Below are 24,210 nucleotides of genomic sequence, written 5' to 3'. Positions count from 1 at the left end.
ACGTTGCCAACCCGACCCGGCGCAGCTTAGGATCGCCCCATGGCGTCACCCGACATCTTGCTGCTTGGCGCAACCGGCCTCGTCGGCGGCATCGTGGCGCGGTCGGTCGCGGCGACGATCCTCGTCCGCCGCGCGCCCGATTATCAATATTCGCAGCCGGAGATGGACGTTGCGCCCAGCGAGCAATGGCCCGCGATCATCGCCGGCCGGCGACCTGCGACCCTCATCTCCTGTCTCGGCACCACGATCCGGCAGGCGGGGTCGCAGGCAGCCTTTCGGGCGGTCGATCATGATCTGGCCCTCGCTTGCGCGCGAGCCGCGAAGGAGGCGGGCGCGCGGCATATGATCGCGGTCAGCAGCGTCGGGGCGTCGTCGCAAGCCTCCAATTTCTATCTGCGGACCAAGGGCGAGGTCGAGGATGATCTTCGCGCGCTGGCGTTCGACCGGCTCGATTTGCTTCGCCCCGGCCTGCTGACCGGCGAGCGTCAGGGGCCGCCGCGGCTGGGCGAGGGGATTGCGATGGTCGCGGCGCCGCTGACCGATGCGCTGCTCCATGGATCGCTGCGTCGCTATCGCTCGATTCCGGCAGAAAGGGTCGCACAGGCGATCGTCACCCTGACCGGCGAGCGGGCGTCCGGCGTCTATATCCACGAAAACGACGCGATCCGCGCGCTCGCCGATTGACTCCGCAAAAAGGCGACGCCAAGGCTCGGGCGTCTGTCGGGTCTCCTTGCGGAGATTCGGCCGGCCGCGCGGGAGAGCGCGGGGCAGGGCGACCTGCACCGCCACCGAAGGAGCAACCGCCCCGGAAACTCTCAGGTCAACGGACCGCGCAGGCTGGAACGGACACTCTGGAAAGCGTTCCGGCGAAGGTCGTCGGGACCACCGAAGGGGTAACCCTGCGTTCTCGCAGGGGAAAACTCTCAGGTTCCCGTGACAGAGGGGGCATGGCGACAGGACGGCATCGGGCCGCGCCTCGCCATGTCAACCGCGGGAGACTGACATGACCGAAACGGACTTTACGGGCGAGGAAGCGGTTCCCACCGCAACGCTGCCGCTCGACGCCTGGCACCGCGCGAAGGGCGGCCGGATGGTCGAATTCGCCGGCTATTGGATGCCGATCCAATATGAAGGCATCATGGCCGAACATCAGTGGACGCGCGAGAATGCGGGTCTGTTCGACGTCAGCCATATGGGGCAGCTCAGTCTTGAAGGCGAAGGCGCCGTGGAAGCGCTTGAAGCGCTCGTCCCCGGCGACATCGCGGCGCTCAAGCCCGGTCGGATGCGCTATTCGCTGCTGCTCGGCGAAGATGGCGGCATACTCGACGACCTGATGATCACCAACGAAGGCGACCAGCTCGGCATCGTCGTCAATGGCGCGGTCAAATGGGACGACATTGCGCATCTTCGCGAGCATCTTCCCGATGATGTTACGCTCAACCACAACGAGGATTACGGTCTGCTCGCGCTGCAGGGGCCGAAGGCGGCCGAAGCGCTCGCGCGTCTCGTTCCCGAAAGCGCCGGCCTTGTCTTCATGCAGGCTGCGCAGGCGACCTGGAACGGCCATGCGATCGCGCTCAGCCGCTCGGGCTATACCGGCGAGGACGGTTTCGAAATCTCGCTTCCGAACGAAGCGCTCGCGGCTTTTGCCGACGCGCTGTGCGCGATGGATGAGGTGAAACCGATCGGGCTCGGTGCGCGCGATAGCTTGCGGCTCGAAGCGGGACTTCCCCTCTACGGCCACGATCTCAGCGAAGACACCGATCCGATCGAGGGCGACCTTGGTTTTGCGATCGGCAAGCGCCGCCGCGAGGAAGCGAATTTCCCCGGCGCCGCGCGCATTCTCGGCCATCTTGCCGACGGTCCGCCGCGCAAGCGCGTGGGCCTGCTCGTCGATGGCAAGCTGCCGGTGCGTGAAGGCGCGAAGCTGTTCGACGGCAACACAGAGATCGGCGTCGTGACTTCGGGCGGCTTTGCCCCCAGCGTCGGCGCGCCGATCGCCATGGGTTATGTGCCGCGCGATCACGCGGTGCCCGGCACCGCCATCGCCGCCGAAGTTCGCGGCAAGCGCGTGCCTTGCACCGTCGCCGCCATGCCCTTCGTTCCCCATAATTATGTCCGCAAACAGGGAGGCTGACCGATGCCGCGTTATTATACCGAAGAGCATGAATGGGTCGATGTCGACGGCGACATCGCGACGGTCGGCATCACCGACTTCGCGCAGAGCCAGCTCGGCGACATCGTGTTCGTCGAGGTTCCCGACACCGGCGCCGAACTGGCTGCGGGCGGTGACGCCGCGGTCGTCGAATCGGTCAAGGCCGCGAGCGACGTCTATGCGCCGGTCGACGGCGTGGTGACCGAAGGCAACGGCCAGCTCGAAGAGGATCCGGCGCTCGTCAACAGCGACCCGGAGGGCGAAGGCTGGTTCTTCCGCATGACGCTGACCGACAAGAGCCAGCTCGACGGTCTGATGAACGCCGAAGCCTACAAGGCCTTCATCGCCGATCTTTGACTTGTCCTCCCCTCCCGCAGGCGGGAGGGGTCGGGGGTGGGCTTTGGGCAAGCCTGCTCTCGCCGCCATGCCCACCCCCGGCCCCTCCCGCCTGCGGGAGGGGGGAGATGATGTGAGCGCATCCGCCGCCCTCGCCGATTGCCGCCTGATGGTGGCGACGCCCATCTATGACGGGGCGCAGGGTAGCTATGTCCGCGCGGCGCTCGACCTCGCGTTGAAGGCGCAGGCGGCGGGCGTCGCGGTGCGCTTCGAGTTCATTCTTTACCAGCCGTCGATCACGCGCGCGCGCGATCTGCTGGCGGCGATCTTCCGCGCCAGCGATTCCACCCATCTACTGTTCGTCGACGCCGATATCGATTTCGCGGCTGACGACGTCTTTTCGATGCTGGCCGCGATGCGCGAGCGGGACGATTGCGCGATCCTTGCCGCCGCTTGCCCGCGACGGATGGTCAACTGGTCCAACGTCGCACGCGCGGTCGAGCGTGGGATGGCGAAGGACGATCCGGGCGACCTCGCGCGCTTCGGCGGCGAGTTCGCGCTGCATTTCCTGCATCGGGACCAGCGGTTCGCGCTGACCGACCTCGTCGAGTTGACGCGAGCCGGGACGGGGATGATGCTGATCCGCCGCGACGTGCTCGATGGACTCGCCGCGCGGCACCCTGAGCTTGGCTTTCGCACCGACCCCGGCGAGCGCGCCGCGCACGGCGTCGCGGACAGCGAGCAGAGCTTCTTCCTGCCGATGATCGACCCGGACAGCCGCGAATTGCTGTCCGACGATTATGCCTTTTGCCGCCGCGCGCGCGATGCGGGTTTCCGCATCTGGCTCGCGCCATGGGTCCGCACGACGCACAGCGGCCCCGCGATCTTTCAGGGATCGCTTCCCGACCTCGCCCAGCTTTTTGCCGTCCATTCCGCTTCTTCCACGGAGTAGTTCATGCGTTATCTTCCCCTTACCAGCGACGACCGCGCGGCGATGCTCGCCGCCGTCGGCGCCGCGTCGATCGACGATCTGTTCGTCGACGTGCCTGCCGAAGCGCGGCTCGACGGTACGATCGCCGGGCTTCCCGACCATGCCAGCGAGCTTGCGGTCGAGCGCCATATGGCGGCGCTCGCGCGGCGGAACATGGCGGCGGGCGACGGACCCTTCTTCCTCGGCGCGGGCGCCTATCGCCACCATGTCCCGGCGAGCGTCGACCATCTGATCCAGCGCGGCGAGTTCCTGACCGCCTACACCCCCTATCAGCCCGAAATCGCGCAGGGCACGCTGCAGATGCTGTTCGAGTTCCAGAGCCAGGTCGCGCGCCTGCTCGGCACCGACGTCGCCAATGCCTCGATGTACGACGGCTCGACCGCCTGCTGGGAAGCGATTGTCATGGCGCGGCGCGTCACGCGGCGCAGCAAGGCTTTGCTCTCGACCGGGCTTCATCCGCATTATCGCAGCGTCGCGCGGACGATGGCGAACTATACCGGCGACGTGCTCGTAGACGGCGATCCGGCGCTCGAGGCCGGCACCGACTGGGCCGCGCTCGCGGCGGCGGTCGACAAGGAGGTGAGTTGCGTTGTCGTCCAATATCCCGACATCCTCGGCCGCATCGACGACATGACCGCGCTGGCGGGCGCCTGCCAGGCTGCGGGCGCGCTGCTGATCGCGGTGGTGACCGAGCCCGTCGCGCTCGGCCTCATCAAGGCGCCGGGTGAGATGGGTGCCGACATCGTCGTCGGCGAGGGGCAATCGATCGGCGTCGGGCTGCAGTTCGGCGGCCCCTATCTGGGCCTGTTCGGCTGCAAGGCCAAATATGTCCGCCAGATGCCGGGCCGCCTTTGCGGCGAGACCGCCGACGCCAACGGCAAGCGCGGCTTCGTGCTGACGCTCTCGACCCGCGAGCAGCATATCCGGCGCGAGAAGGCGACGAGCAATATCTGCACCAATTCGGGGCTTTGCGCGCTGGCGTTCAGCATCCACATGACTCTGCTTGGCGAGGCGGGCCTCCGCCAATTGGCGGGGATCAATCACGGCCGCGCCAAGGTCGCCGCCGCCGAGTTTGCGAAGGTGCCGGGCGTGTCGCTTCTGAACGGCGGTTTCTTCAACGAATTTACATTGGTCCTGCCGAAGGCGGCGCGGCCCGTCATCCACGAACTGGCGGAGAAGGGCATTCTCGGCGGCGTCTCGCTTGGCCGCCTCTACCCCGACAATGACGCGCTCGCGAACGGGCTTGTCGTTGCGGTGACCGAGACGGTGACCGAACAGGATATCGCCGCCTTTGCCGCGGCGCTGAAGGAGGTGCTGGCATGACCGCGCTCAACCGCGCCGGGTGGCGCCCCGAAATGAACGCCGGCGGCGTCGACGATACGACGACCTTCACCGGCAACCGCGCACTGATGCTCGAGGAGCCGTTGATCTTCGAGATCGGCGGCAGCGAGACGACCGGCGTCGATTTTGACGAGGCCGCGCCCGCCGCCGACCTCGGCGCGCTCGCGCGCTCGGCGCCGATCGGCCTGCCGGGGCTCAGCGAGTCCGAAACGGTGCGCCACTATACGCGGCTGTCGCGGCAGAATTATGCGATCGACCTCGGCCTCTTCCCGCTCGGAAGCTGCACGATGAAGCACAACCCGCGCCTCAACGAAAAGGTCGCGCGGATGCCGGGCTTCGCCGACGTTCACCCGCTCCAGCCGCAGGAAACGGTGCAGGGCGCCTATGCAGTGATCCACGAGCTCGCCGAATGGCTGATCACGCTCACCGGGATGCACAGCGTTGCCATGTCGCCCAAGGCGGGCGCGCATGGCGAGCTTTGCGGCGTCCTTTGCATCAAGGCGGCGCTCGAAGCGCGCGGCGAGGACCGCCGCGTGATTCTCGTCCCCGAAAGCGCGCACGGCACCAACCCCGCCACCGCGGCCTTCGCGGGCTTCACCGTCGAGGATATTCCGGCGACCGGCGAAGGCCGCGTCGACCTCGCGGCGCTCAAGGCGCGGCTCGGCCCCGATGTCGCGGGGGTGATGATCACCAACCCCAACACCTGCGGCCTGTTCGAGCGCGAGATGAAGGCGATTTCGGACGCGGTTCATGCGGCGGGCGGCTATGTCTATTGCGACGGCGCCAATTTCAACGCGATCGTCGGGCGCGTCCGTCCCGGCGACCTCGGCGTCGATGCGATGCACATCAACCTGCACAAGACCTTTTCGACCCCGCACGGCGGCGGCGGTCCGGGCTCGGGTCCGGTCGTGCTGTCCGAAGCGCTCGCGCCCTTCGCGCCGCTGCCTTTCGTGACTAGGGAGGGCGACCGCTTCCGCCTGATCGAGGAGGAAAATGCGGGCGAGGATCATCCGCAGACCTTTGGCCGGATGACCGCCTTTCACGGCCAGATGGGCATGTTCACCCGCGCGCTCGCCTATATCCTCAGCCACGGCGCCGACGGGCTCAAGCAGGTCGCCGAGGATGCCGTGCTCAATGCGAACTATGTGCTACGCAGCCTCGAGGATGTGCTCGACGCGCCGTTCGCGGCTTCGGGTCCGTGCATGCACGAGGCGCTGTTCAGCGATCGCGGGCTGGCCGAAGGCTTCTCGACGCTCGACGTCGCCAAGGGGCTGATCGATGAGGGCTATCATCCGATGACGGTCTTCTTCCCGCTCGTCGTCCACGGCGCGATGCTGATCGAGCCGACCGAGACCGAGAGCAAGGCGGTGCTCGACCAGTTCATCGGCGCGCTGCGCAGCATCGCGTTGCGCGCGAAGAACGGCGATCCGGCGCTCAAGTCGGCGCCGCATTTCGCCCCACGCGCCCGGCTCGACGAAACGCTCGCGGCGCGAAAGCCCGTGCTCGCGTGGAGCGAGGCCGAGGTCGGCGGCAGTTGAAAGGTGTCGACGACCGCGCGGCGAAGCGCCCCGGTGCCGGCTGCCTCGCCGGCGGGGCGCTGTTCGCGGTCGTTTTCGTCGCGATCTGGCTCGCCGCGATCACCTTCTATGGGCTGATCGTCGAGCAATGGGAACTGGTCCGCGTCCGGCGCGAGTTCAGCTATGACTGGGCCTTTCTCTATGCGCCGCTGATCGCGCTGGGGGTCGGGCTGGCGGCGGCCTTTTTCGCGACGCGGCGATTGCCTGCGGCGCGGATGACGCTGCTGATCCTGACCGTCGGCCTGATCGCGTTGTTCGGCGGCATCCTGCTCTTCGGGCTCGGCGCGGTGATTTAGGCGAGGGCGTCAAACCCACCGATTCCCCGAGCGAAGCCGAGGGGCTGTGCCGAGCGAAGTCGAGGCAGCGGCGGTGCAGGTTCTCGCTTTGCTCGAACGAGCCCCTCGGCTTCGCTCGGGGAATCGGTTTGATAGGACAGGAGAGCGAGATGAACTGGAACGGCCTTTACCTCATCGCCAATTACTGGGCGATCGCCGGCTGGCTGCTGCTCGCCTTCGCGCCGCGCAGTCCGCGGACATTGTCCGCCATCCTCTATGCCGGCGTGTCGCTGCTCTGCCTTTTGTATATTGTCCTCATCACCGGTTTCCTGACCGGCGGGATCGATCCTGGCGGGACGGGCGGCAGTTTCACGTCGCTCGCCGGGGTGATGAAGCTGTTCGCGGCGCCGGGCGGAGCGACGCTCGGCTGGGTCCATTATCTCGCCTTCGACCTGTTCACCGGCCTGTGGATCGCGCGCGATGCCGACAACAAGGACTTCGGCCGCCTCGTGCAACTGCCGTTCCTGTTCCTGACCCTGATGGCGGGGCCGGTCGGCCTGTTCTGCTGGCTGGTCGTCCGCGAAGGCCGCGCACGGGCGCAGGCGCGCGCCGCGTGACCCGGCCGTGGATGGCGGAGGACGGCGGCGCGGGAGCGAAGCGCCACGCCCCCGCGACGGTGCGCAATCGCGACGTGATCGCCGCCGTGCTCGCCGACTGGCTGCCGCCCGCGGGCCTTGTGCTGGAGGTCGCGAGCGGATCGGGCGAACATGCCGTCCATTTCGCGGCTGGCTTTCCCGGCCTCCAGTGGCAGCCGAGCGATCCCGATCCGACGGCGCTGACCTCGATCGCGGCGTGGCGCGCCGAGGCCGGCCTTGCCAATATCGCGCCGCCGCTCCTGCTCGATGCCGCCGCGCCCCTATGGCCGGTGAACGCGGCCGATGCGCTGCTGTGCGTCAACATGGTGCATATCAGCCCGTGGGCCGCGACGCGGGGGCTTCTCGCCGGGGCTGCCCGCGTCTTGCCGCAAGGCGCGCCGCTGATCCTTTACGGTCCCTATCTCGAAAGCGACGTGGAAACCGCGCCCTCGAACCTGGCGTTCGACCGCTCGCTGAAGGAACGCAATCCCGATTGGGGGCTGCGCGATCTGGGCGCGGTCAAGGCGGCCGCCGCCGAGGCGGGTCTCGCCTTTGCCGAGCGCCGCGCGATGCCCGCGAACAATCTGATGCTGCTCTTTCACCGCCGCTGATTGCACCCTGTCACATCTGCGTGCTTTTCCCGCGCGTGCGGAGCCGCTAGCCTTGCCATCGATTGCAAAAAGCAACGCGATTCGAGGAGAGAGGATCGATGGCCGCCGACATTTCGGACCTGGTGACGTTCGACGAATTCATGACCCATTGGGCGGCCGACCGACCGGATCGCATCGCGATGCGCGAAGAAGACCGAGTCTTCACCTATGCCGAACTCGAAGAGCGCACCGCGCGCGTCGCAAGCGCCTTGCTCGCCGCGGGGCTGGAGAAGGGCGACCGCATCGCGTGGATCGGCAAGAACAGCGATCTTTATTTCACCATCTTCTTCGGCGCGGCGCGCGCGGGCATCGTGATGGCGCCGATCGGTTGGCGGCTGTCGCCGACCGAGTGGGCCTATATCGTCAATGATACGAAGGCGAAGATCGTCTTCACCGGGCCGGGTTTCGACGCGGCCGCGGAGCAGCTTGCCGGCAAGCTCGACCACGCTCCGCGGATCATCGACGCCGATCAGGCGCGCGCGCTGATCGACGGCACGCCGCGCGCCGCCTTCGCGCCTTCGGGACCGAACGAGGCGGTGCTGCAACTCTATACCTCGGGCACCACCGGCAATCCCAAGGGCGCGGTGCTGTCGAACCGCAACCTCTTCGCGCTGCGCAAAAATTCGGCCGACGCCGACCTTGCCTATACGAAATGGGACGATGACGAAGCGGTGCTCGTCGCCATGCCCTGCGCGCATATCGGCGGCACCGGCCTCGGCATCATGGCGCTCGCGGCGGGGCTGCCGGGCATCGTCCTCGCCGAGTTCAATCCCGACGGCGTGTTCGACGCGGTCGAGCAGCATGGCGTCACGCGCTTCTTCATCGTCCCTGCGGCGCTTCAGATGTTGCTGATGCATCCGCGCTGCGCCAGCGTCGATTACAGCCGCCTCAAATATATCCTCTACGGCGCCGCGCCGATTCCGCTCGACCTGCTGCGCCAGTGCATCAAGATGTTCGGCGCCGAATTCATCCAGGCCTATGGGATGACCGAGACCACCGGCACCATTTGCATGCTGCCGCCCGAGGATCATGATCCCGAAGGCAACAAGCGGATGCGCTCGGCGGGGAAGGCGCTGCCCGGCGTCGAGATCAAAATCCTCGATGCTGACGGCAAGGAGGTTCCGACCGGCGACGTCGGCGAGGTCGTCACTCGCTCGTCGAACAACATGCTCGGCTATTGGAACCTGCCCGACGCGACCGCGAAGACGATGACCGGGGACGGCTGGATCCACACCGGCGACGCGGGCTATCTCGACGAGGACGGCTATCTCTTCATCCACGACCGGATGAAGGACATGATCATCTCGGGCGGCGAGAATGTCTATCCGGCCGAGGTCGAAAGCGCGATTTTCGGTCACCCCGCGGTGCAGGAGGTCGCGGTGATCGGCATCCCCGACCAGAAATGGGGCGAGACGGTGAAGGCGGTCGTCGTCGCCAAACCCGGTATGAACATCGACGAAGCCGATATCATCGCCTGGGCCCGCGACCGCATCGCCGCCTTCAAGGCCCCGCGCAGCGTCGATGTGATCGAAGCGCTGCCGAGGAATGCATCGGGCAAGATTTTGCGCAAGGATCTGCGCGCGCCCTATTGGGAAGGATATGAGCGGATGGTGAATTGAGGGGAAGCGGCTAACGACCGGAAGCCGACTGACCTTACATCGTCATCCCGGACTTGATCCGGGATCCATTCTCTCAGCGCCGGATGAATGGATCCCGGATCAAGTCCGGGATGACGAGAGTCTGAAAGTCGCGCTCAGCATCTCTTATCTTCGTCATTCCCGCGAAAGCGGGAACCCAGAGTGGGGTCAGCCGACGCACGCTCTGGGTTCCCGCTTTCGCGGGAATGACGAAGAGAGAGGGGAGGGTTCAGTTCTTCTGCCGCGCCCGCGCCCTTATGAACCCCTCGCGCGCCATACATCGCGCCAGCCAGTCCTGCGTCGCCTCGCCCAGCACATCCTCCGCGCCAAGCGTGGTCGCCAGAAACGCCGCATAGCCGATAACGATGTCGGCAATCGTGAAGCGCCCCGCCACCAGCCACTCGCGTCCGTCCGTCAGCGCCGCCTCGACGCTCCGCGCCCGCCCGCCGAAGAAGGCCCTATAGTCCGCGACCGCCTGTGCGAGGCGGCGTTCCTCGGGCTCGACGCGGGTGTAGCGGATCATGATCGCGAGCGGAAAGGTCAGCGTCGCGTCGCTGCGGTGGAGCCAGTTGCGGTAATCCCAATAATCGGCCTCGTCGCGGCGCACCTCCAACTCCGTCCCTTCGGCGATCCGTTCACAGATGGCGGCCGATTCGGTCATCAGTCGTCCGTCTTCGACCCAGCCGGGCACCGTCATCAGCGGGTTTACCGCGCGGTAGTCGGGCTCGAAGGCGCGCGGCGGGAATTTCAGGATGCGCAGGTCGACGTCGATCCCGGCCTCCTCGACCGCCCACAGGCAGCGGAGCGAGCGCGCGTCGGGGCAATGATAGAGGATAGGCTGGCTCATGCGGCGACTTCCTTCACGCGTTCGATATGGCGGCGATGCTCGCGCCAGGCGATGAACAGGCCGCTCGCGACGATCAGCGGCGCCCCCGCCCAGGTCGTGTCGGCGGGCAGGGTGCCGAAGAACCACCAGCCGCAGGCGATCGACCAGAGCAGGCTCGAATAGTCCATCGGCGTCACCACCGACACCGGCGCGAGGCGCAGCGCGCCGGTCAGCGACAATTGCGCCACTGCGCCGAGCAGGCCGAGCCCGGCGAGCAGGCCCCACTCCGCCGCCCCGTGCGGCGTGATGACGAAGGGCAGCGCAAGGCCGAGCGGGATCAGCGAGATCAGGCTGAACCAGAAGACGATCGTCAGCGCGCTTTCGGTGCGGCCGAGGTCGCGCACCTGGATGGTGATCAGCGCGGTCATCACTGCGCCGCCGAGCGCGATCAGCGTGCCGAGACCGTGATCGCCCGCGAAACCCTGGGTCAGCAGCGAGGTCGGATTGAGGACGATCAGCACGCCGGCGAAGCCCACGAACACCGCGCTCCAGCGTGCCGGCCCGACGCGCTCGCCGAGCAGCGCGGCGGCCAGGAAGACGCAGATGATCGGCACCGACAGGTTGATCGTCGTCGCCTCGGCCATCGGCAGATAGATCATGCCGCCGAAATTGAGCGCCATCCCGGTCAGCCCCATCGCGGCGCGGCGCGCGTGGACGCCGATCCGCCGGGTACGGAACAGGCCGAGCCCGCCATGGGTCAGCGCCCAGAGGACGAGCAGCGGCAGCACCATCGCCTGCCGCCAGAACAGGCTTTCGACGATGTGGATGCCGTCGGCGGCGATATATTTCACGAGCACGAACATGAATGACAGGCTCGCCATCGCGAGCAGACGCAGCGCGATACCGCCGAGATAATGCTGCGGAGCGGCGGAGGAGGGGGACGCGGCGGCGATCATGCGGCCTTCGCGCATATCAGGCGAGTTGCGATAAGCAACCCGTCATCCCTCTTGCCCGCGCCCCGCAATCGGGCTAGGGGCGCACTCCGGCCTAGGGGTATAGCTCAGCTGGTAGAGCATCGGTCTCCAAAACCGAGGGTCGCGGGTTCGAATCCTGCTGCCCCTGCCAGGCCGTTTCATGACGTCCCAGAACATCCCACGCTCTCGACTGCGAAACTCGCAGAAAATCTTGCCGAGATGGTTCCAAATCGTCCCGCGACGTCCCATCGCCGCGGCTTGTGACATGTCCCAGCCTATCGCGTTTGTTGGTAGGAGTGCTGGTAGGAAGCAGGGATTCTTCAATCCCTACCGACAAGCACCCAATGCCCCCGACTTCGAATCATCAATTGTTAGAACAATTTGGAGAGCTTAGGTGCTGAACGGCGTTTGAATTTATGCCGCAGGTTCGAATCCTAAGAGGCCACGGATGGCTGTTTGCGCCCGATCCAAGCCGTTCAACTCTAGCTCGGCTGGCCATAAAAGCAGTCGTTAGTCGTTCGGACGGATGAGCGTGCGAATAAGCGCGGGGCTGCATTCGCTATGGGGGCACTGATCGGCCCACTCGCTGGCAGCGCGGGGGATCAATATCGAGCGAATCGGTCCGATGACCCATATGATGACGAAGGGGCTCGCGACGGCGGCAAGCCCCGGGGCACCTGCATCCCTGCGTCACCGTGTCGATCCGCGCGACCTACGCCCTCGCTTTCCGAGCATTGTGCAGATGATCTGGCAACGCTAGAGGCGGCCCCGGATAAAGGGAGACGCTGATGTTTCATATAGATGCCAGTGCTGGCAAGCCGCCGCTTTCGGTGAAAATCATGTACGGTAGCGGGCAGGGAGTCGATGCGGCGACCCAGGTCGGATTGAACACCTTCCTTCTCTATTATCTAACGGCGGTTTGCGGTTTCTCGGGTTCCGCCGCCGGGCTCGTTTTCTTTCTGTCGCTGACGCTCGACGCCTTGCTGGATCCGCTGATCGGCCGCACATCGGACCGGTACCGGTCGCGCTGGGGACGCAGGCTCCCTTTCATGGCCGCAGCTCTGGTGCCGATGGCGGGGTCGGCCTTTGCGATCTTCTCGATCCCCGAGGGGCTCGGCGAGGCCGGTCTGTTCCTTTATGTGCTGCTGTTCAACGTCGCGCTCCGCCTCGCGCTCTCGATATTCGCGCTGCCTTATGCCGCGCTGACGGCGGAACTCAGCGACGATTACGGCGAGCGATCGGCGATTTCGGGGTTTCGCGCCCTGTTCATCTTCCTCGGCACGCTCGCGTGCCTGATACCCGGCTCGGCGGTCATCCTGTCGGGCGACAAGCTGCAATCCCCCGATGCTTACCGTCTTTTCGGCGTCTGGCTTGCCTTGCTGATCCTGCTCTTCGGCACGGCCTGCCTGGCAGGAATCCGCAGGACCGTTCTGGCGCTCCCGACCCCGCCGGTTGAGGAGACGTCGCCGCGCTTCGTAACTGAGCTTGCGAATCTGGTCCGCAATGCCGCTTTCGTGCGTCTGTTCGCTGCCGCTGTTCTGGTTCTGGTCGGACAGGGCATCACGCTAGCGCTGAATATCCATGCCTTCCGTTACTTTTGGCATGTGTCTGCGGACCAACTTCAATTACCGTTGATGGTGCTTGTGGTGGGTCAAGCGCTGGGGTTGCCGGTGGCCGGACTGCTGCTGCGCGTCGTGGAAAAGCGCAGCGGTATCGTCTGCGCGGTGATCGGCACTGCGGGCTATACGGTCATGATCGCGCTGTTGGCGCTGGCCGGTGTGTTGCCCGTCGGCACAAATCTCAGCCTGGCGCTGCTCGTGGCGAATGCGATCATACTCGGCGCGGCCTCCACCCTCTTCGTCATTTGCCTGTTTTCGATGATGGCGGACGCGGTCGATGAACACGACTATCTGTTCGGCGTCCGGCGGGAGGCGCTTTACGCTGCCGCGCTGATGCTGGGGATCAAGGCGGCGACGGGGATCGGCGGTTTCGTGGCGGGTGTCGGGCTCCAGTTCATCGGCTTTTCGGCCCAAGGGCCAGCGAACGCGGCGGGCCAGCCGCCGTTTCCTGGGGTGGAAGCGATCAACCACCTCGGTCTGCTGTGGGGCGCGCTGCCATCGCTGCTGCTGTTCTCATCGCTGCCTCTGCTCCTCCGCTATCCCGTCACTCGGACGCGTCACGCCTTCGTGATCGAAGAACTCGACAAGCGAGCGTCCGGCGCGGCCGCTCAGGGCCAGTGATGGAAGCCTTCCCTGGCGTCCGCGATTTCTTCTCGTTTCGAAACTCGCTCGCGCCTCAGCCGCGGGGGTGATGGATAATCGGCGTTGCACATTAAACGAAACATATTCATATCGAATAAAGATCGAGTCGCGATCAGGATATGCTCGGAGGGAATTATGGCGTCGGTCCATGCGCTGGCAGTAGATGGTCAGGACGAAGCCTTCATTCGCCGGATGCTGAAGCAAGCGAATATGAACGTGCTGCGGCTTGCGCTGTATCAGCAGACACGCGACCCCGAACTTGCCGCAATGGAGGTCGCGACCGAAGGCCGCGATGGTAGCCCCTTTCTCTTCACCAGGGTCCGGCGCGAGCATTATGACCGGATTCAGGAGAAGGCGCTGGCCTATTTGCTCAATGCTCCGCGCGCTGCGCCGCCACCGACGCGAGCCGAGGCGGCGGCGATGATGGAGATGTTTCTTGGCAAGACGCTGTCGGTCGAACATCTGGAATTCGGCTGGGAGGATCTGAGCTTCGAGGGTTTCGCGCGTCGTGCGTGCTGGGAGAAGAAGCCGGCCGCCGAAATCCTTGGCCAATATCACGTCACCATCGTCGGGGCGGGGTTCAGCGGATTGCTCGCGGGCATTCAGCTCGATCTTCTGGGTATTCCGTACCGGATCATCGATCGCCAGGCAGGCATAGGCGGCACATGGTATCTCAACGACTATCCCGAGGCACGGGTCGATATCACCTCCTTCATCTACCAATTCAAGTTCGAGAAGGACTATCCTTGGAAGAGCCATTATGCGACCCAGGCCGAGCTACAGGATTATCTCGCGCATATCGTCGACAAATATCGACTGCGCGACCGGATCCATCTGAGCACTGCGTTGCAGGATGCGCGCTGGGACGCGGAAAAGGCGAAATGGACCTTGCGTGTCCGCCATCCCGACGGCCGCGTCGAAACGACCGACAGCGATTTTGTCATCAGTGCGAGCGGGCTGTTCAGCACGCCCAGACTCCCCGACATTCCGGGGATTGAGACCTTCGGCGGCAAGATGTTCCACACGACCGCATGGGACCATGGCTATGATTATGCGGGCAAGCGCGTCGCGGTCATTGGCACGGGTTCGACGGGTGCGCAGCTCGTCCGCGGAGTGGCCGAAACCGCGGGGTCGCTGACCATCTATCAGCGCACTCCGAACTGGGTGAATCCCACCCCCGGCTATCGCAATCCCGTATCGACCGAATTGCGCTGGCTCCTCGACAATATGCCTGGCTATGCAGCCTGGTATTCCTACCATCATTTCACTTCGCAACTACAGGTCGAGGATCTTCAGATACTCGACCCCGAATGGCGCGCGAACGGCGGCCTTATCAACGAGAAGAACGACCGGCTGCGCGAGGACCTGAAAGCCTATGTTCGCAGCAAGGTCGGCGACGACGACGAACTCTACGCCAAGCTGATCCCTGATTATGCACCGCTATCGCGCCGATTGGTCGTCGACAATGACTGGTACGACACGCTGTTGCGCGACAATGTGACATTGCAGACGAACGGCATCGCCCGCTTCACCGAAACAGGGATTATCGCCAACGACGGCACGCTGGAGAATTATGATCTCGTCGTCCTGTCGGCCGGCTTCGACGTCGAGCGCTATTTGTGGCCGGTCGAATATATTGGCCGCGAGGGTGTGACGCTCAAGGATTTGTGGGAAAAGGACGGTGCGCGCGCACACCTGACGATGACGTTGCCGGGATTCCCGAATTTCGCGATCATGTACGGCCCCAACGCGGGTATCGTCACCGGCAGCTTTCATTCGTGGATAGAGGTGCTTTCACGCTATATCTGCGGCCTCATCACCCATACGATCGAAGGCGATGCCAGGAGTTTCGAGGTCCGGCACGAGGCGTATCAATCCTACAACGACCGGATGGACGTCGCACTGAAGGCGATGCTGCTGGAGGAAGAGGGTGGTGGGGGCGGATATTATATTAACAGCTTCGGCCGTCCAGGCGTCAGCCTGCCGTGGACGCTTGAACAATGGTATGCGCTGATCAGGACGCCCGATTGCGACGAGTTCCGGTTCGAATGATCCGCCATCAGGATTCGGGTGGCACGCGCATCCGGGTCAGGATGCTATCGACCAGCCATTCGGTCATTCCTTCCTCGCCAAGGTCCGCGCCTGTCATCAGCAAACGATGGTAATAGGCGCCAGTCATCGCGTCGAGCGCCCATTCGACTGGCGCATCGGCGCGTATCTCGCCGCGTTCGATCGCACGCCGGAAAATGCTGCGCTCGCTTTCCCGGCGCGCGCCCACCAAGGCGCTCAGCAGCCCGTCGAAGCGGCTGTCGGTCTGCGACGCTTCGATGATCGAGGGGAAGACCGAGCGCCAGATCGGACGTTCGAGAATCCGCGTGAAGCGCTTGTAAAGCAGGACCAGATCCGACCGGATATCGCCTTCGTCGGGGATGGGCGGATTGGGGCCCAGCGCGGTGTCGAAGGCATCGATGGCGAGCTCCGCCGTGTTGCGCCAGCGGCGATAGATGCTCGATCTTGCAACGCCGCTGCGTTGCGAAATCTGTTCGATTGTCAGAGCGCGATAACCCGATTCGGCCAGCAAGGCCGCCGCTGCGTCGAGGATCGCCCGCGTCGTGCGCCCAAGCTGCGCCTGCTTGGGTGCGCGCTTGGAGCGGGTGGCGGTGGAAAGCGATGATTCTGATTGCATGGGTGTCCGTCCGGCGCGGCTCGTTTCTGTCTGCGTACCACGACGACATCTAGAGCCTATTGCATCAGCCGTCGACAGCGCGCGAGATTTTAAATAAAATTATAATGTATCGAATAGTTGACAAGCTGATGGGAGCGGGGGCACCTGAGAACAGGGCATTGGGATGAGGTGGAGAGGACGCATGTCGGAAACGATGCTGATCACGGGATGCTCGACGGGATTGGGGCAAGCGCTCGCCGTGGCAGCGGCGCGCGAAGGGTATAAGGTCTATGCCACGATGCGTGACCTTGCGAAACGGGACGGCCTCGCGACCCGCGCTGCCGAGGCGGGGGTCGCGATCGAGATTCGCCGGCTTGACGTTCGCGACAGCGCAAGCATCGCGGCGGTTGGGGAGGAGATCATCGCGATCGACGGCCGGATCGATGTGCTTGTCAATAACGCTGGCGTCGGCTTCGTCCGATCGACCGAACAGGCGTCCGAGGCCGAGATCGCCGCCGTTGTCGACGTCAATCAGATGGGAGTCATTCGCTGCACCAAGGCGGTACTCCCTCATATGCGGCGTCAGCGATCGGGGCGCGTGCTGACGATATCGTCGGTGGGCGGGCTGGTCGGCCAGCCCTTCAACGAGATTTATTGCGCGACCAAATTTGCGCTCGAAGGTTATATGGAAGCCCTCGCTTGCTATGTCGGGCCGGTGTTCAACATCCATTTCACGATTCTCGAGCCGGGCGGCATCCAGTCGGAATTCGCGAACAGCACGCTGGCCCAGCTTGCGGCGACCGGCGGCATCCTCGACGACGAATATCGTCCCGTCCTCGAGCAATATATGGGAACGGTCCAGGGCCGCGAGTGGGCGAACAGCCCCTATCAGAGCGCCGAGGAGGTGGCGGCGGTCGTTCTGTCATGCGCCCGATCCGAGACGCCGCCGGTCCGTATGCGCACATCACCCTGGGGCGAGGAGCTTTGCCGCCTTAAGACCGATGTCGATCCAGATGGCCGGAAGATGCAGGCGATGGTCGGCGAGATGTTCCTCGGACAGGGGTGAACGGCCGGTCAGAGCGACCGGCCGATCACTTCCTTCATGATTTCCGACGTGCCGCCATAGATGCGCTGCACGCGCGCGTCGCGCCACAGGCGTGCGATCGGGTATTCGTTCATATAGCCCGCTCCGCCGTGGAGTTGCAGCGCGGCATCGCAGCATTTCCATTGCAGCTCGCTGTGCCAGAGCTTCGCCGCCGACCCCTCTACGGCGGTAAGGTCGCCGGCGATATGGCGTGCGATGCACCAGTCGAGATGCGCCCAGCCGACCTGCAGTTCGGCGGCCAGATCCGCGAGCGTGAAGCGCGTATTCTGAAAATCGAAGACCGGCTGACCGAAGGCTCGGCGTTCCTTGGTGAACCGCACAGCCTCGTCGAAGGCCCGCTGCGCCCCGGCTTGCGCAGCGGCGGCGATGCTGAGCCGCTCCTGCGGCAGTTGCGACATCAGATAACCGAAGCCCGCCCCCTCGGCACCCATCCGGTTGGCAACGGGAACGCGCACGTCGGTGAAGAAGAGTTCGGACGTGTCTGCGCAATGCTGGCCGATCTTGTCCAGGTTGCGCCCGCGCGTAAAGCCGGAGCGCTCCGCTTCGACGAGGATCAACGATATGCCTTTGGCGCCCTGTGCCGGATCGGTCTTGGCTACGGTGATCACGATATCGGCGTTCTGGCCGTTGGTGATATAGGTCTTTGACCCGTTGATCACATAATCGTCCCCGTCGCGGATCGCGGTCGTGCGGACTCCCTGCAGATCCGACCCGGTTGACGGTTCGGTCATCGCGATCGCCGCGATCGCCTCGCCCGAAATCATCCGCGGCAGCCATGTCCGCTTCTGATCTTCGGAGCCGTAGGAAAGGATATAATCGCCGGCGATGTCCGACTGCAGGCCGAGGCCCGCCGAGCACCCGGCGTATGTCATCTCCTCATCGATGATGATGTTGTAGCCGAAATCGGCGCCCAGTCCGCCATATTCGGAGGGCATGGTGGGGCAGAGCAACCCCGCGGCGCCACAGGCGCGCCAGAAATCCCGATCGACGATGCCGTCGCGCTCCCAGCGGTCGAGATTGGGATGAAGGTGCTTTGCGAAGAATTTGCGTACCTCGTCCCGAAACAGCGCGTGGCTTTCGGTGAAGGCGGTGCGGTTGTGGGTTTGCAGCATGGTCGTCTTCTCCCTTCGATCGGCCGGCGCCGTCCGGGCTAAGCGATAGCCTATTTATTAATACAATAAAGTATGTATAATAACATTATCGTCAGATATATAAATTTGCGAAGGAACCGCGAGAAGGTCGGTCCGGTCGGGAGAAGTGCGTGACCAAGGATTTCGAAACCCTGCTGTTCGCGGTCGAGGATGGCGTTGCGACGATCACGCTGAATCGGCCTGATCGGATGAATGCGTTCACGCCGCAGATGGCGACCGACCTGATCGCCGCCTTCGACATCACCGACGCCGAAGACGCCGTGAAGGCAGTGATCGTCACCGGCGCTGGTGAGCGTGCCTTTTGCGCCGGGGCCGATCTGGGGGCGGGCGGCAACACCTTCGATTATAACAGCTATGACGGCGCCGAGGCGTTGCCGCAGGCGAACGGCGTCTACCGCGACATCGGTGGGCTCGTCACGCTGCGGATCTTCGATAGCCTCAAGCCGGTGATCGCTGCGGTCAACGGTGCGTCGGCGGGGGTCGGGGCGTCGATGCAACTGGCGATGGATATCCGGATCGCATCGACCAGCGCGCGGTTCGGCTTCGTCTTCGCGCGCCGGGGAATCGCGCCCGACGCCGCTGCATCGTGGTTCCTGCCGCGTATCGTCGGCATTGGCACCGCGCTCGCCTGGACCTGCAGTGGGCGGGTGCTGCCCGCGGAGGAAGCACTGGCGCGCGGGCTGGTGCAATCGCTGCATGCGCCGGACGAACTGATGGCGGCGGCGCAGGCGATCGCGCGCGAGATCGTGGACAATTGCGCGCCGGTTTCGGTCGCCGTCACGCGGCGGCTGATGTGGGACATGCTGGGCGCGGCGCACCCAATGGACGCGCACCGCGCCGACAGCCGGGCGATCCAGGCGCGCGGGCTCTCCGCCGATGTCAAGGAAGGCGTGACCGCGTTCCTCGAGAAACGCGCGCCGACCTATCCCGATCGCGTTTCGGACGGACTGCCCGACATGTATCCGGGTCGCAGTGTCCCGTCGTTTTACTGATCAACGTAGGAGAGACTGATATGCGCCTTCGGACTCCGCGGGTTCCACCGCTACCCGACACCGAACTGAACGCCGAGCAGCGAGACATTCTCGATTCGGTCCACCCGCTGGCCCGGAATGCGAATCTGTTTCGCACGATGCTGCGCTTTCCGGAGGCTATGAAGGGGCTGACCGCTTGGGGACGTTATATCCAAGGCCGGAAGAACGACCTTCAGGGGCGTTTCAAGGAAATCGTCATCCTGCGCACCGCCTATCGTGGCAAGGCCGCCTATGAATGGTCACATCACCATCGCATCGGCCGCGAAACCGGGCTGACAGACGGCGAACTCCTGGCGCTCAAGGACCGACGGCCCGATCATTGCTGGAACCGGGCCGATGCGGTGCTGATCGCCGCGTGCGACGAACTGATGGCGGATGATTTCATCAGCGACGCGACCTGGGAGGAGATGGCGCGGCATTTTTCTCCCAAGGAGATGGTCGATATCGTGCTGACGTCGGGACATTATGCGCAGGTCGGGCGGATCGTGAACGCGCTCGGCATCCAGATCGACGAGGGCGCTCACTTCGATCCCGATCTTGTAGACCCGATCTAATCGGCGGGTTCGGGCGTCAGTCCGCGCAACAGCAGATCGCAAATCGCGTCAGCGATATCGCAGGGGTCGGGACCGCCGACCACCGGCAGCCATTTAGGCAGCCAGCCGAAGGCGCCGGCGCACATGTGGGTGACGAGCGGCGCATCGCATTCGCGCGCCACCCCTTCCGCCGCACCCATCGCCAGCGCACGCGCAACGGCGCTGTTCTGGCTGCTCGCGCGTCGGTGCAGCCGGTCGCGAATGGTCTTGGGCATTCCCTCGAACCCCGGTTGTGGCATGAGTGGCGACAGCGTCCCCGCCTGCGCCTGGATGTTGAGATGCGCGTTGATCATTGCGGCTTCGAGGCCGTTGCCGCCATGCGCGTGCGCCGCATCGACGAACCGGTCATACAGCTCGAATGAACGCTCGTAACAATGTTCGACCAGATCCGCCTTGTCGTCGAGATAATGATAGACCGCGCCCTTGGTCAGACCCATCGCCGCGGCAATCTCGTCGAGCGAGGTCGCTTCGATCCCGTTGCGGTTGAACAGCGCGGATGCGGTCGCGAGCAGCTGCGCAATCTTGAAATTCGCCGATTCCTTGCGATCGAAGATATTCTCGATCTTAGGCTGGAATTGCTCCGCGGACACGGGGCATTCGAACTGCATCGCCCGATCGGCCGCGAGGCCCGAGGTCAGCAGGTCGATCATGCTCTCCATCGCGCGGTGCCGCAACTTCGGCCCGCTTCCCTGATCGGACCACTGCGGCAGCAATTGCGACCAGGCGAGCATTCCGATGATCGCCTGTGCGACCACGATCGGATCGCAGCGGCGAATGCTGCCGTCGTCGATCCCTTGCGCGATGAAACCTACAAGAGCCGTGACGTTGCGGTCGTTGGCCTTGCGGATCAGGCTTGCGATGTCGGGGGTGAGCGAATTGATTTCGGTCATCACGGCGACGGGGGGCCGGTCGGGAGTGAGCGCGCGCCGGATATAGGTCGCTACCCGGGCGAAGCCGTTGGCGGCGAGGCTCGCTTGCGCCAGATCCTCGGCTGCCAGTTCGCATGCGCGCATGTAGCATTGGAACACCAGTTCGGTGCGGTCGCTGACATAATAGTAGACCGTGGCGCGAGACAGATCGAGGACGTCGGCGACGTCAGTCAGGCTCGTCGCCGAAATTCCCCGCGCGTTGAACAGCGCGGTGGCTCCGTCGATCAGTTCCTCGCGCTTGCGTGCCTTGGTCGATGGGCGCCCGCGCGGCTTTTTAGGCGGGCCGCGTTCATCCGCCGGTGACGTGGAATTCGGCGCGGCGGTTTCCGTCCGTTTCGGTCGAGAGACGCCCGCGATATTCACTATGAATCGTTACTCCCCGGCGGCGATCCGTTCGCTCCGCAACCGCGACCGGCGTACCTTTCCGGCGGCATCGCGTAAAGGGGCGTCGGTGAACTCATAGCTGCGCGGTTGCTTGTAGCGGACCAACCTTTCGGCGACGAACTCCTGCAGTGCGAGATTGGGCAGCCCGGGACGCGGCTGAACGATCGCGTGGATGCGTGCGCCCAGATCGTCGTCGGGCAGTCCGATGACCGCGCATGACTGGACGTCGGGATGTTCCTCTATCGCGGCCTCGACTTCGGCGGGATAGACGTTCGAACCGCCGACAAGAATCATGTCGCCGCGGCGATCGCCGAGGTAGAGATAGCCCTCGGCGTCGAAATAGCCCATGTCGCCCAGCGAATGCCATTCGCCGCGCGTGTTGGCTTCGGCGCCGACGTAGCGATAGGTCACCTGCCCCTCCTCAGCCGCGCGCATGAAGACTTCGCCGGTTTCGCCGGGCGGCAGTTCCCGACCGTCGTCGCCGAATATCTTGATCTGGCCCGAGAAAACCCGGCCGACCGATCCGCGATGCGCGAGCCATTCGGTGCCGTCGATGACAGTGCCGGCGATGCTTTCGGTCGCGCCATAAAGTTCCCAGACCGCGCCGGCACCGATCCAGTCGATCCAGACCTGTTTCAGCCACGCCGGACAGGGGGCGGCGATATGCCACATCGTCTTCAGCGACGTGATGTCGTACTTCGCCTTCACCGCATCGTCCAGTTTCCAGATGCGGTTCATCATCGTCGGTACCAGGCAAAGCCAGCTTGCTTTGTGCCGGTCGATCGCTTCCAGAACGGCTTCGGCATCGAAGCGCGGCTGGACGACAAGCTTGGTGCCCGCCGCCATAGCGTTGATCGCCGTTGTGAAAGGGCCGGTGTGATAGAGCGGCCCCGGGATCAACGCGACATCCTCGCTGCCGAGGCGCCACGCCGAGGCGATCGACACGTCGATCGTCGCGGGCTCGCCCGACAGGATCAGCTTTGGCCGCCCCGACGAGCCGCCCGAGGTCGGCGCCTTGAAGCAGCTGGCGATTACGAGCGGCAATGGAGTATCGTCGCTTTCTGCCGCAAGCAAATCGGAGTAAGTGATAGTGGGACGGCCGATTTCGAGGTCGGGCCGTGCGATGATGATCGAGGGCTTCGCGAGCGCAATGATAGCCTCCATCTCGGCCCGCGGCAGGCGCGAGGACAAGGGTTGCGGTGTCGCGCCCGCTTTCCAGCAGGCGAAGCAGGCCTCGAGGAACGCATTTTCGTTAGGCAATGCGATCGAGATCAGGTCATCGGTCTGGACGCCATGCGCAAGGAGTGCGCGCGCGACCCGATTGGTACGGCTTTCCAGTTCCGCCCAGGTAAGCGCGGTGCTTTCGTCGGAAAGCGCCACCGTCGACGGCTTGAGTGCCGCATGATGGGCAAGCAGCGAAGCAAGCGGTAGCGTGTCCATCAACGCAGACATTCGAATATCTCCCCGCAAAGCAGCGTGCAGCGTGGATCGCCGACGGTCTTGTCGCCCATCTGATTGAGCACATAGCCGATGCCGACCTGATGGACGGGGTCGAAGCAACCGAACGATCCGCCCCAGCCAGAATGCCCGATCGTTGTGTCGGCGTGGGGCCCGTACATGCGGTCGATGTTCCCCGCGAGACCCTGGCGCCAGTAAGCGGGATGTCCGAGGAGGATGTCGACGCGGTCGGTCTGCAATTCGCCGAGCTTCGCTATCGTCTCTGGATGCATTATCCGGATGCCATCTAGCGTGCCTCCGTTGGCGAGCGCGCCATAGACCCGCGCGAGGCCGCGCGCGGTCGCATGGCCGTTGCCTGCGGGAATCTCAGCCGCCCGCCAGGCCCGCTCGTTCGGGTGAGTTGCCACCATCAGGGGGTTGGTCACTGCCATGACTGCCGCGCGCGGCACGCCGGTCAGGGTGAATTCGCGCTGGAGCGGCGAAGGGACGAGCGGCGCCACGCGAGGCTCCTCGCTTTCGGGCAGGCCGATGAACACGTCCGCCGCCAGCGGCGCTGCGATGCGCTCGGCCAGGAAACGGCCCGGGTTGAGCCCCGACGTGCGGCGGACCAGTTCACCCGCCAGAAAGCCGTAGGTCATCGCATGATAGGAATTCTGCGTGCCGGGTTCCCACAACGGGGCCTGGCGAGCGAGGCGATCGGCCACGACGTCCCAGTCGTAGAAATCCTCCAGCGAGGTTGGTTCTTCTAGTCCCGGAAGGCCCGCCTGATGCGACATGATATGCCCGACGGTGGTCGCCCCTTTGCCGTTGGCGCCATATTCGGGCCAATAATCGGTGACCGGCGCCGCATAATCGAGCTTTCCGGCCTCGACGAGCATTGCAACCTCGATTGCGGTCAGGCCCTTCGTGGCCGACCAGATGTTGACAAGTGTGTCGGGGGTCCAGCGCGTCGTACGCTCCGCGTCGCGCCATCCGCCGTGAAGGTCGACGACCAACTCGCCCTTCACATAGACGGCCAGCGACGCCCCGAGTTCGCGATAGGCGTCTTCGCGTGCGAAATTGGCTGCAAATGCGTCGCGCACGGCGGCGAATTGCGGCGCGACATATCCTTCGATTGGCTGTTCCAAGCGCCTTCTCCCATGACGGCGTGATGCCTCCGTCCGAACGGCGGGGCCCGAAGAGCGGTTTATCGCGGGTCGCTAATTAAATCAACGTAGAAATATATATACATACGTT

General features: G+C 64.6%; 22 protein-coding genes, 1 tRNA gene and 2 riboswitches. Of the genes, 16 read left to right on the top strand and 7 right to left on the bottom strand.

The features are described 5' to 3' along the window. Positions 1–39: 39 nt before the first annotated feature. From NP825_RS13140 to NP825_RS13095, 10 genes are all read left to right on the top strand, one after another. Positions 40–684, top strand: coding sequence for an NAD(P)H-binding protein (locus NP825_RS13140; RefSeq protein WP_257544147.1), 645 nt, complete (start codon positions 40–42; stop codon positions 682–684). Between the two features lie 59 nt (positions 685–743). Then, positions 744–841, top strand: a riboswitch (glycine riboswitch). Next, positions 842–950: riboswitch (glycine riboswitch) on the top strand. It abuts the riboswitch before it with no gap. A 53-nt stretch (positions 951–1,003) separates the two neighbouring features. Beyond that, the gene (gene gcvT / locus NP825_RS13135; RefSeq protein ID WP_257544145.1) at positions 1,004–2,137 is read left to right on the top strand and encodes a glycine cleavage system aminomethyltransferase GcvT; all 1,134 of its coding nucleotides are present in this window, start codon (positions 1,004–1,006) and stop codon (positions 2,135–2,137) included. A gap of 3 nt (positions 2,138–2,140) precedes the next feature. Beyond that, entirely contained in the window at positions 2,141–2,512 is a 372-nt protein-coding gene (gene gcvH / locus NP825_RS13130; protein ID WP_257544142.1) for a glycine cleavage system protein GcvH, read from the top strand. A gap of 112 nt (positions 2,513–2,624) precedes the next feature. After that, positions 2,625–3,443 carry a glycosyltransferase gene (locus NP825_RS13125; protein ID WP_257544140.1) on the top strand — a complete coding sequence of 273 codons (819 nt, stop codon included), beginning with the start codon at positions 2,625–2,627 and terminating at the stop codon, positions 3,441–3,443. Positions 3,444–3,446: 3 nt separating this feature from the next. Beyond that, positions 3,447–4,805, top strand: coding sequence for an aminomethyl-transferring glycine dehydrogenase subunit GcvPA (gene gcvPA / locus NP825_RS13120; protein WP_257544138.1), 1,359 nt, complete (start codon positions 3,447–3,449; stop codon positions 4,803–4,805). Between the two features lie 32 nt (positions 4,806–4,837). Next, the gene (gene gcvPB / locus NP825_RS13115) at positions 4,838–6,361 is read left to right on the top strand and encodes an aminomethyl-transferring glycine dehydrogenase subunit GcvPB (protein ID WP_257551422.1); all 1,524 of its coding nucleotides are present in this window, start codon (positions 4,838–4,840) and stop codon (positions 6,359–6,361) included. Further along, positions 6,358–6,696 carry a hypothetical protein gene (locus NP825_RS13110; protein WP_257544135.1) on the top strand — a complete coding sequence of 113 codons (339 nt, stop codon included), beginning with the start codon at positions 6,358–6,360 and terminating at the stop codon, positions 6,694–6,696. Before gcvPB ends, NP825_RS13110 begins: the two co-directional genes overlap by 4 nt. A 149-nt stretch (positions 6,697–6,845) precedes the next feature. After that, positions 6,846–7,292, top strand: a complete 447-nt coding sequence (locus NP825_RS13105; protein ID WP_257544131.1) for an ABA4-like family protein — start codon at positions 6,846–6,848, stop codon at positions 7,290–7,292. A gap of 11 nt (positions 7,293–7,303) precedes the next feature. After that, positions 7,304–7,921 (top strand): class I SAM-dependent methyltransferase, encoded by a 618-nt coding sequence (locus tag NP825_RS13100; RefSeq protein ID WP_257551419.1) that lies wholly within the window; start codon positions 7,304–7,306, stop codon positions 7,919–7,921. A 98-nt stretch (positions 7,922–8,019) separates the two neighbouring features. Next, positions 8,020–9,579 (top strand): fatty acid--CoA ligase, encoded by a 1,560-nt coding sequence (locus tag NP825_RS13095; protein WP_257544129.1) that lies wholly within the window; start codon positions 8,020–8,022, stop codon positions 9,577–9,579. A 247-nt stretch (positions 9,580–9,826) separates the two neighbouring features. Here the strand turns inward: NP825_RS13095 and NP825_RS13090 are convergent, their stop codons facing one another. Then, complete coding sequence (locus NP825_RS13090; protein WP_257544127.1) at positions 9,827–10,444, bottom strand: glutathione S-transferase family protein; 618 nt, start codon at positions 10,442–10,444, stop codon at positions 9,827–9,829. Then, positions 10,441–11,394 carry a DMT family transporter gene (locus NP825_RS13085; protein ID WP_257544125.1) on the bottom strand — a complete coding sequence of 318 codons (954 nt, stop codon included), beginning with the start codon at positions 11,392–11,394 and terminating at the stop codon, positions 10,441–10,443. The genes NP825_RS13090 and NP825_RS13085 overlap by 4 nt, the downstream gene beginning before the upstream one ends. 78 nt (positions 11,395–11,472) lie before the next feature. On the opposite strand from NP825_RS13085, the gene NP825_RS13080 reads away from it, so the two are divergent. From NP825_RS13080 to NP825_RS13070, 3 genes are all read left to right on the top strand, one after another. Continuing rightward, positions 11,473–11,548: transfer RNA gene (locus NP825_RS13080), tRNA-Trp, on the top strand. A 637-nt stretch (positions 11,549–12,185) separates the two neighbouring features. Continuing rightward, entirely contained in the window at positions 12,186–13,637 is a 1,452-nt protein-coding gene (locus NP825_RS13075) for an MFS transporter (RefSeq protein WP_306996842.1), read from the top strand. A 156-nt stretch (positions 13,638–13,793) separates the two neighbouring features. After that, positions 13,794–15,710, top strand: coding sequence for an NAD(P)/FAD-dependent oxidoreductase (locus tag NP825_RS13070; protein ID WP_257544123.1), 1,917 nt, complete (start codon positions 13,794–13,796; stop codon positions 15,708–15,710). A gap of 7 nt (positions 15,711–15,717) precedes the next feature. Here NP825_RS13070 and NP825_RS13065 read toward each other — a convergent pair whose 3' ends face one another. After that, complete coding sequence (locus tag NP825_RS13065; RefSeq protein ID WP_184095194.1) at positions 15,718–16,344, bottom strand: TetR/AcrR family transcriptional regulator; 627 nt, start codon at positions 16,342–16,344, stop codon at positions 15,718–15,720. Positions 16,345–16,525: 181 nt separating this feature from the next. Between NP825_RS13065 and NP825_RS13060 the strand changes: the two genes are divergently transcribed. Further along, positions 16,526–17,389, top strand: coding sequence for an SDR family oxidoreductase (locus NP825_RS13060; protein ID WP_257544119.1), 864 nt, complete (start codon positions 16,526–16,528; stop codon positions 17,387–17,389). 8 nt (positions 17,390–17,397) lie between these two features. Here the strand turns inward: NP825_RS13060 and NP825_RS13055 are convergent, their stop codons facing one another. Further along, complete coding sequence (locus tag NP825_RS13055; RefSeq protein ID WP_184095190.1) at positions 17,398–18,540, bottom strand: acyl-CoA dehydrogenase family protein; 1,143 nt, start codon at positions 18,538–18,540, stop codon at positions 17,398–17,400. Between the two features lie 149 nt (positions 18,541–18,689). Between NP825_RS13055 and NP825_RS13050 the strand changes: the two genes are divergently transcribed. Continuing rightward, positions 18,690–19,571: a crotonase/enoyl-CoA hydratase family protein gene (locus NP825_RS13050; RefSeq protein WP_184095188.1), complete on the top strand. Its 882-nt coding sequence runs from the start codon at positions 18,690–18,692 to the stop codon at positions 19,569–19,571. Positions 19,572–19,591: 20 nt separating this feature from the next. Then, complete coding sequence (locus tag NP825_RS13045) at positions 19,592–20,164, top strand: carboxymuconolactone decarboxylase family protein (protein WP_257544111.1); 573 nt, start codon at positions 19,592–19,594, stop codon at positions 20,162–20,164. On the opposite strand, the gene NP825_RS13040 is transcribed toward NP825_RS13045, so the two are convergent. Genes NP825_RS13040 through NP825_RS13030 form a run of 3 tightly spaced genes read right to left on the bottom strand, consistent with a single transcriptional unit; the run spans position 20,161 to position 24,101 of the window. Next, positions 20,161–21,495: a TetR/AcrR family transcriptional regulator gene (locus NP825_RS13040; RefSeq protein WP_257544109.1), complete on the bottom strand. Its 1,335-nt coding sequence runs from the start codon at positions 21,493–21,495 to the stop codon at positions 20,161–20,163. The genes NP825_RS13045 and NP825_RS13040 overlap by 4 nt on opposite strands. A gap of 9 nt (positions 21,496–21,504) precedes the next feature. Then, positions 21,505–22,968, bottom strand: a complete 1,464-nt coding sequence (locus NP825_RS13035; protein ID WP_257544107.1) for an AMP-binding protein — start codon at positions 22,966–22,968, stop codon at positions 21,505–21,507. Beyond that, the gene (locus NP825_RS13030) at positions 22,956–24,101 is read right to left on the bottom strand and encodes a serine hydrolase (protein ID WP_257544105.1); all 1,146 of its coding nucleotides are present in this window, start codon (positions 24,099–24,101) and stop codon (positions 22,956–22,958) included. The genes NP825_RS13035 and NP825_RS13030 overlap by 13 nt, the downstream gene beginning before the upstream one ends. Positions 24,102–24,210 lie beyond the last annotated feature (109 nt).

Origin of the sequence: Sphingopyxis sp. DBS4, assembly GCF_024628865.1 — a bacterium.
Classification (GTDB): Bacteria; Pseudomonadota; Alphaproteobacteria; order Sphingomonadales; family Sphingomonadaceae; genus Sphingopyxis.
The sequence above is the reverse complement of the archived record's forward strand: the minus strand, read 5'-3'. Positions and strand labels throughout refer to the sequence as shown.

Excerpts from the sequence above, each read along its gene's own strand:
- gcvPA (WP_257544138.1), top strand. The coding sequence starts at position 3,447 with ATGCGTTATCTTCCCCTTACCAGCGACGACCGCGCGGCGATGCTCGCC.
- NP825_RS13065 (WP_184095194.1), bottom strand. The coding sequence starts at position 16,344 with ATGCAATCAGAATCATCGCTTTCCACCGCCACCCGCTCCAAGCGCGCA.
- NP825_RS13045 (WP_257544111.1), top strand. The coding sequence starts at position 19,592 with ATGCGCCTTCGGACTCCGCGGGTTCCACCGCTACCCGACACCGAACTG.
- NP825_RS13060 (WP_257544119.1), top strand. The coding sequence starts at position 16,526 with ATGTCGGAAACGATGCTGATCACGGGATGCTCGACGGGATTGGGGCAA.
- NP825_RS13055 (WP_184095190.1), bottom strand. The coding sequence starts at position 18,540 with ATGCTGCAAACCCACAACCGCACCGCCTTCACCGAAAGCCACGCGCTG.
- NP825_RS13070 (WP_257544123.1), top strand. The coding sequence starts at position 13,794 with ATGGCGTCGGTCCATGCGCTGGCAGTAGATGGTCAGGACGAAGCCTTC.
- NP825_RS13140 (WP_257544147.1), top strand. The coding sequence starts at position 40 with ATGGCGTCACCCGACATCTTGCTGCTTGGCGCAACCGGCCTCGTCGGC.
- NP825_RS13085 (WP_257544125.1), bottom strand. The coding sequence starts at position 11,394 with ATGCGCGAAGGCCGCATGATCGCCGCCGCGTCCCCCTCCTCCGCCGCT.
- NP825_RS13090 (WP_257544127.1), bottom strand. The coding sequence starts at position 10,444 with ATGAGCCAGCCTATCCTCTATCATTGCCCCGACGCGCGCTCGCTCCGC.
- gcvT (WP_257544145.1), top strand. The coding sequence starts at position 1,004 with ATGACCGAAACGGACTTTACGGGCGAGGAAGCGGTTCCCACCGCAACG.
- gcvH (WP_257544142.1), top strand. The coding sequence starts at position 2,141 with ATGCCGCGTTATTATACCGAAGAGCATGAATGGGTCGATGTCGACGGC.
- gcvPB (WP_257551422.1), top strand. The coding sequence starts at position 4,838 with ATGAACGCCGGCGGCGTCGACGATACGACGACCTTCACCGGCAACCGC.
- NP825_RS13105 (WP_257544131.1), top strand. The coding sequence starts at position 6,846 with ATGAACTGGAACGGCCTTTACCTCATCGCCAATTACTGGGCGATCGCC.
- NP825_RS13035 (WP_257544107.1), bottom strand. The coding sequence starts at position 22,968 with ATGTCTGCGTTGATGGACACGCTACCGCTTGCTTCGCTGCTTGCCCAT.
- NP825_RS13095 (WP_257544129.1), top strand. The coding sequence starts at position 8,020 with ATGGCCGCCGACATTTCGGACCTGGTGACGTTCGACGAATTCATGACC.
- NP825_RS13075 (WP_306996842.1), top strand. The coding sequence starts at position 12,186 with ATGTTTCATATAGATGCCAGTGCTGGCAAGCCGCCGCTTTCGGTGAAA.
- NP825_RS13100 (WP_257551419.1), top strand. The coding sequence starts at position 7,304 with ATGGCGGAGGACGGCGGCGCGGGAGCGAAGCGCCACGCCCCCGCGACG.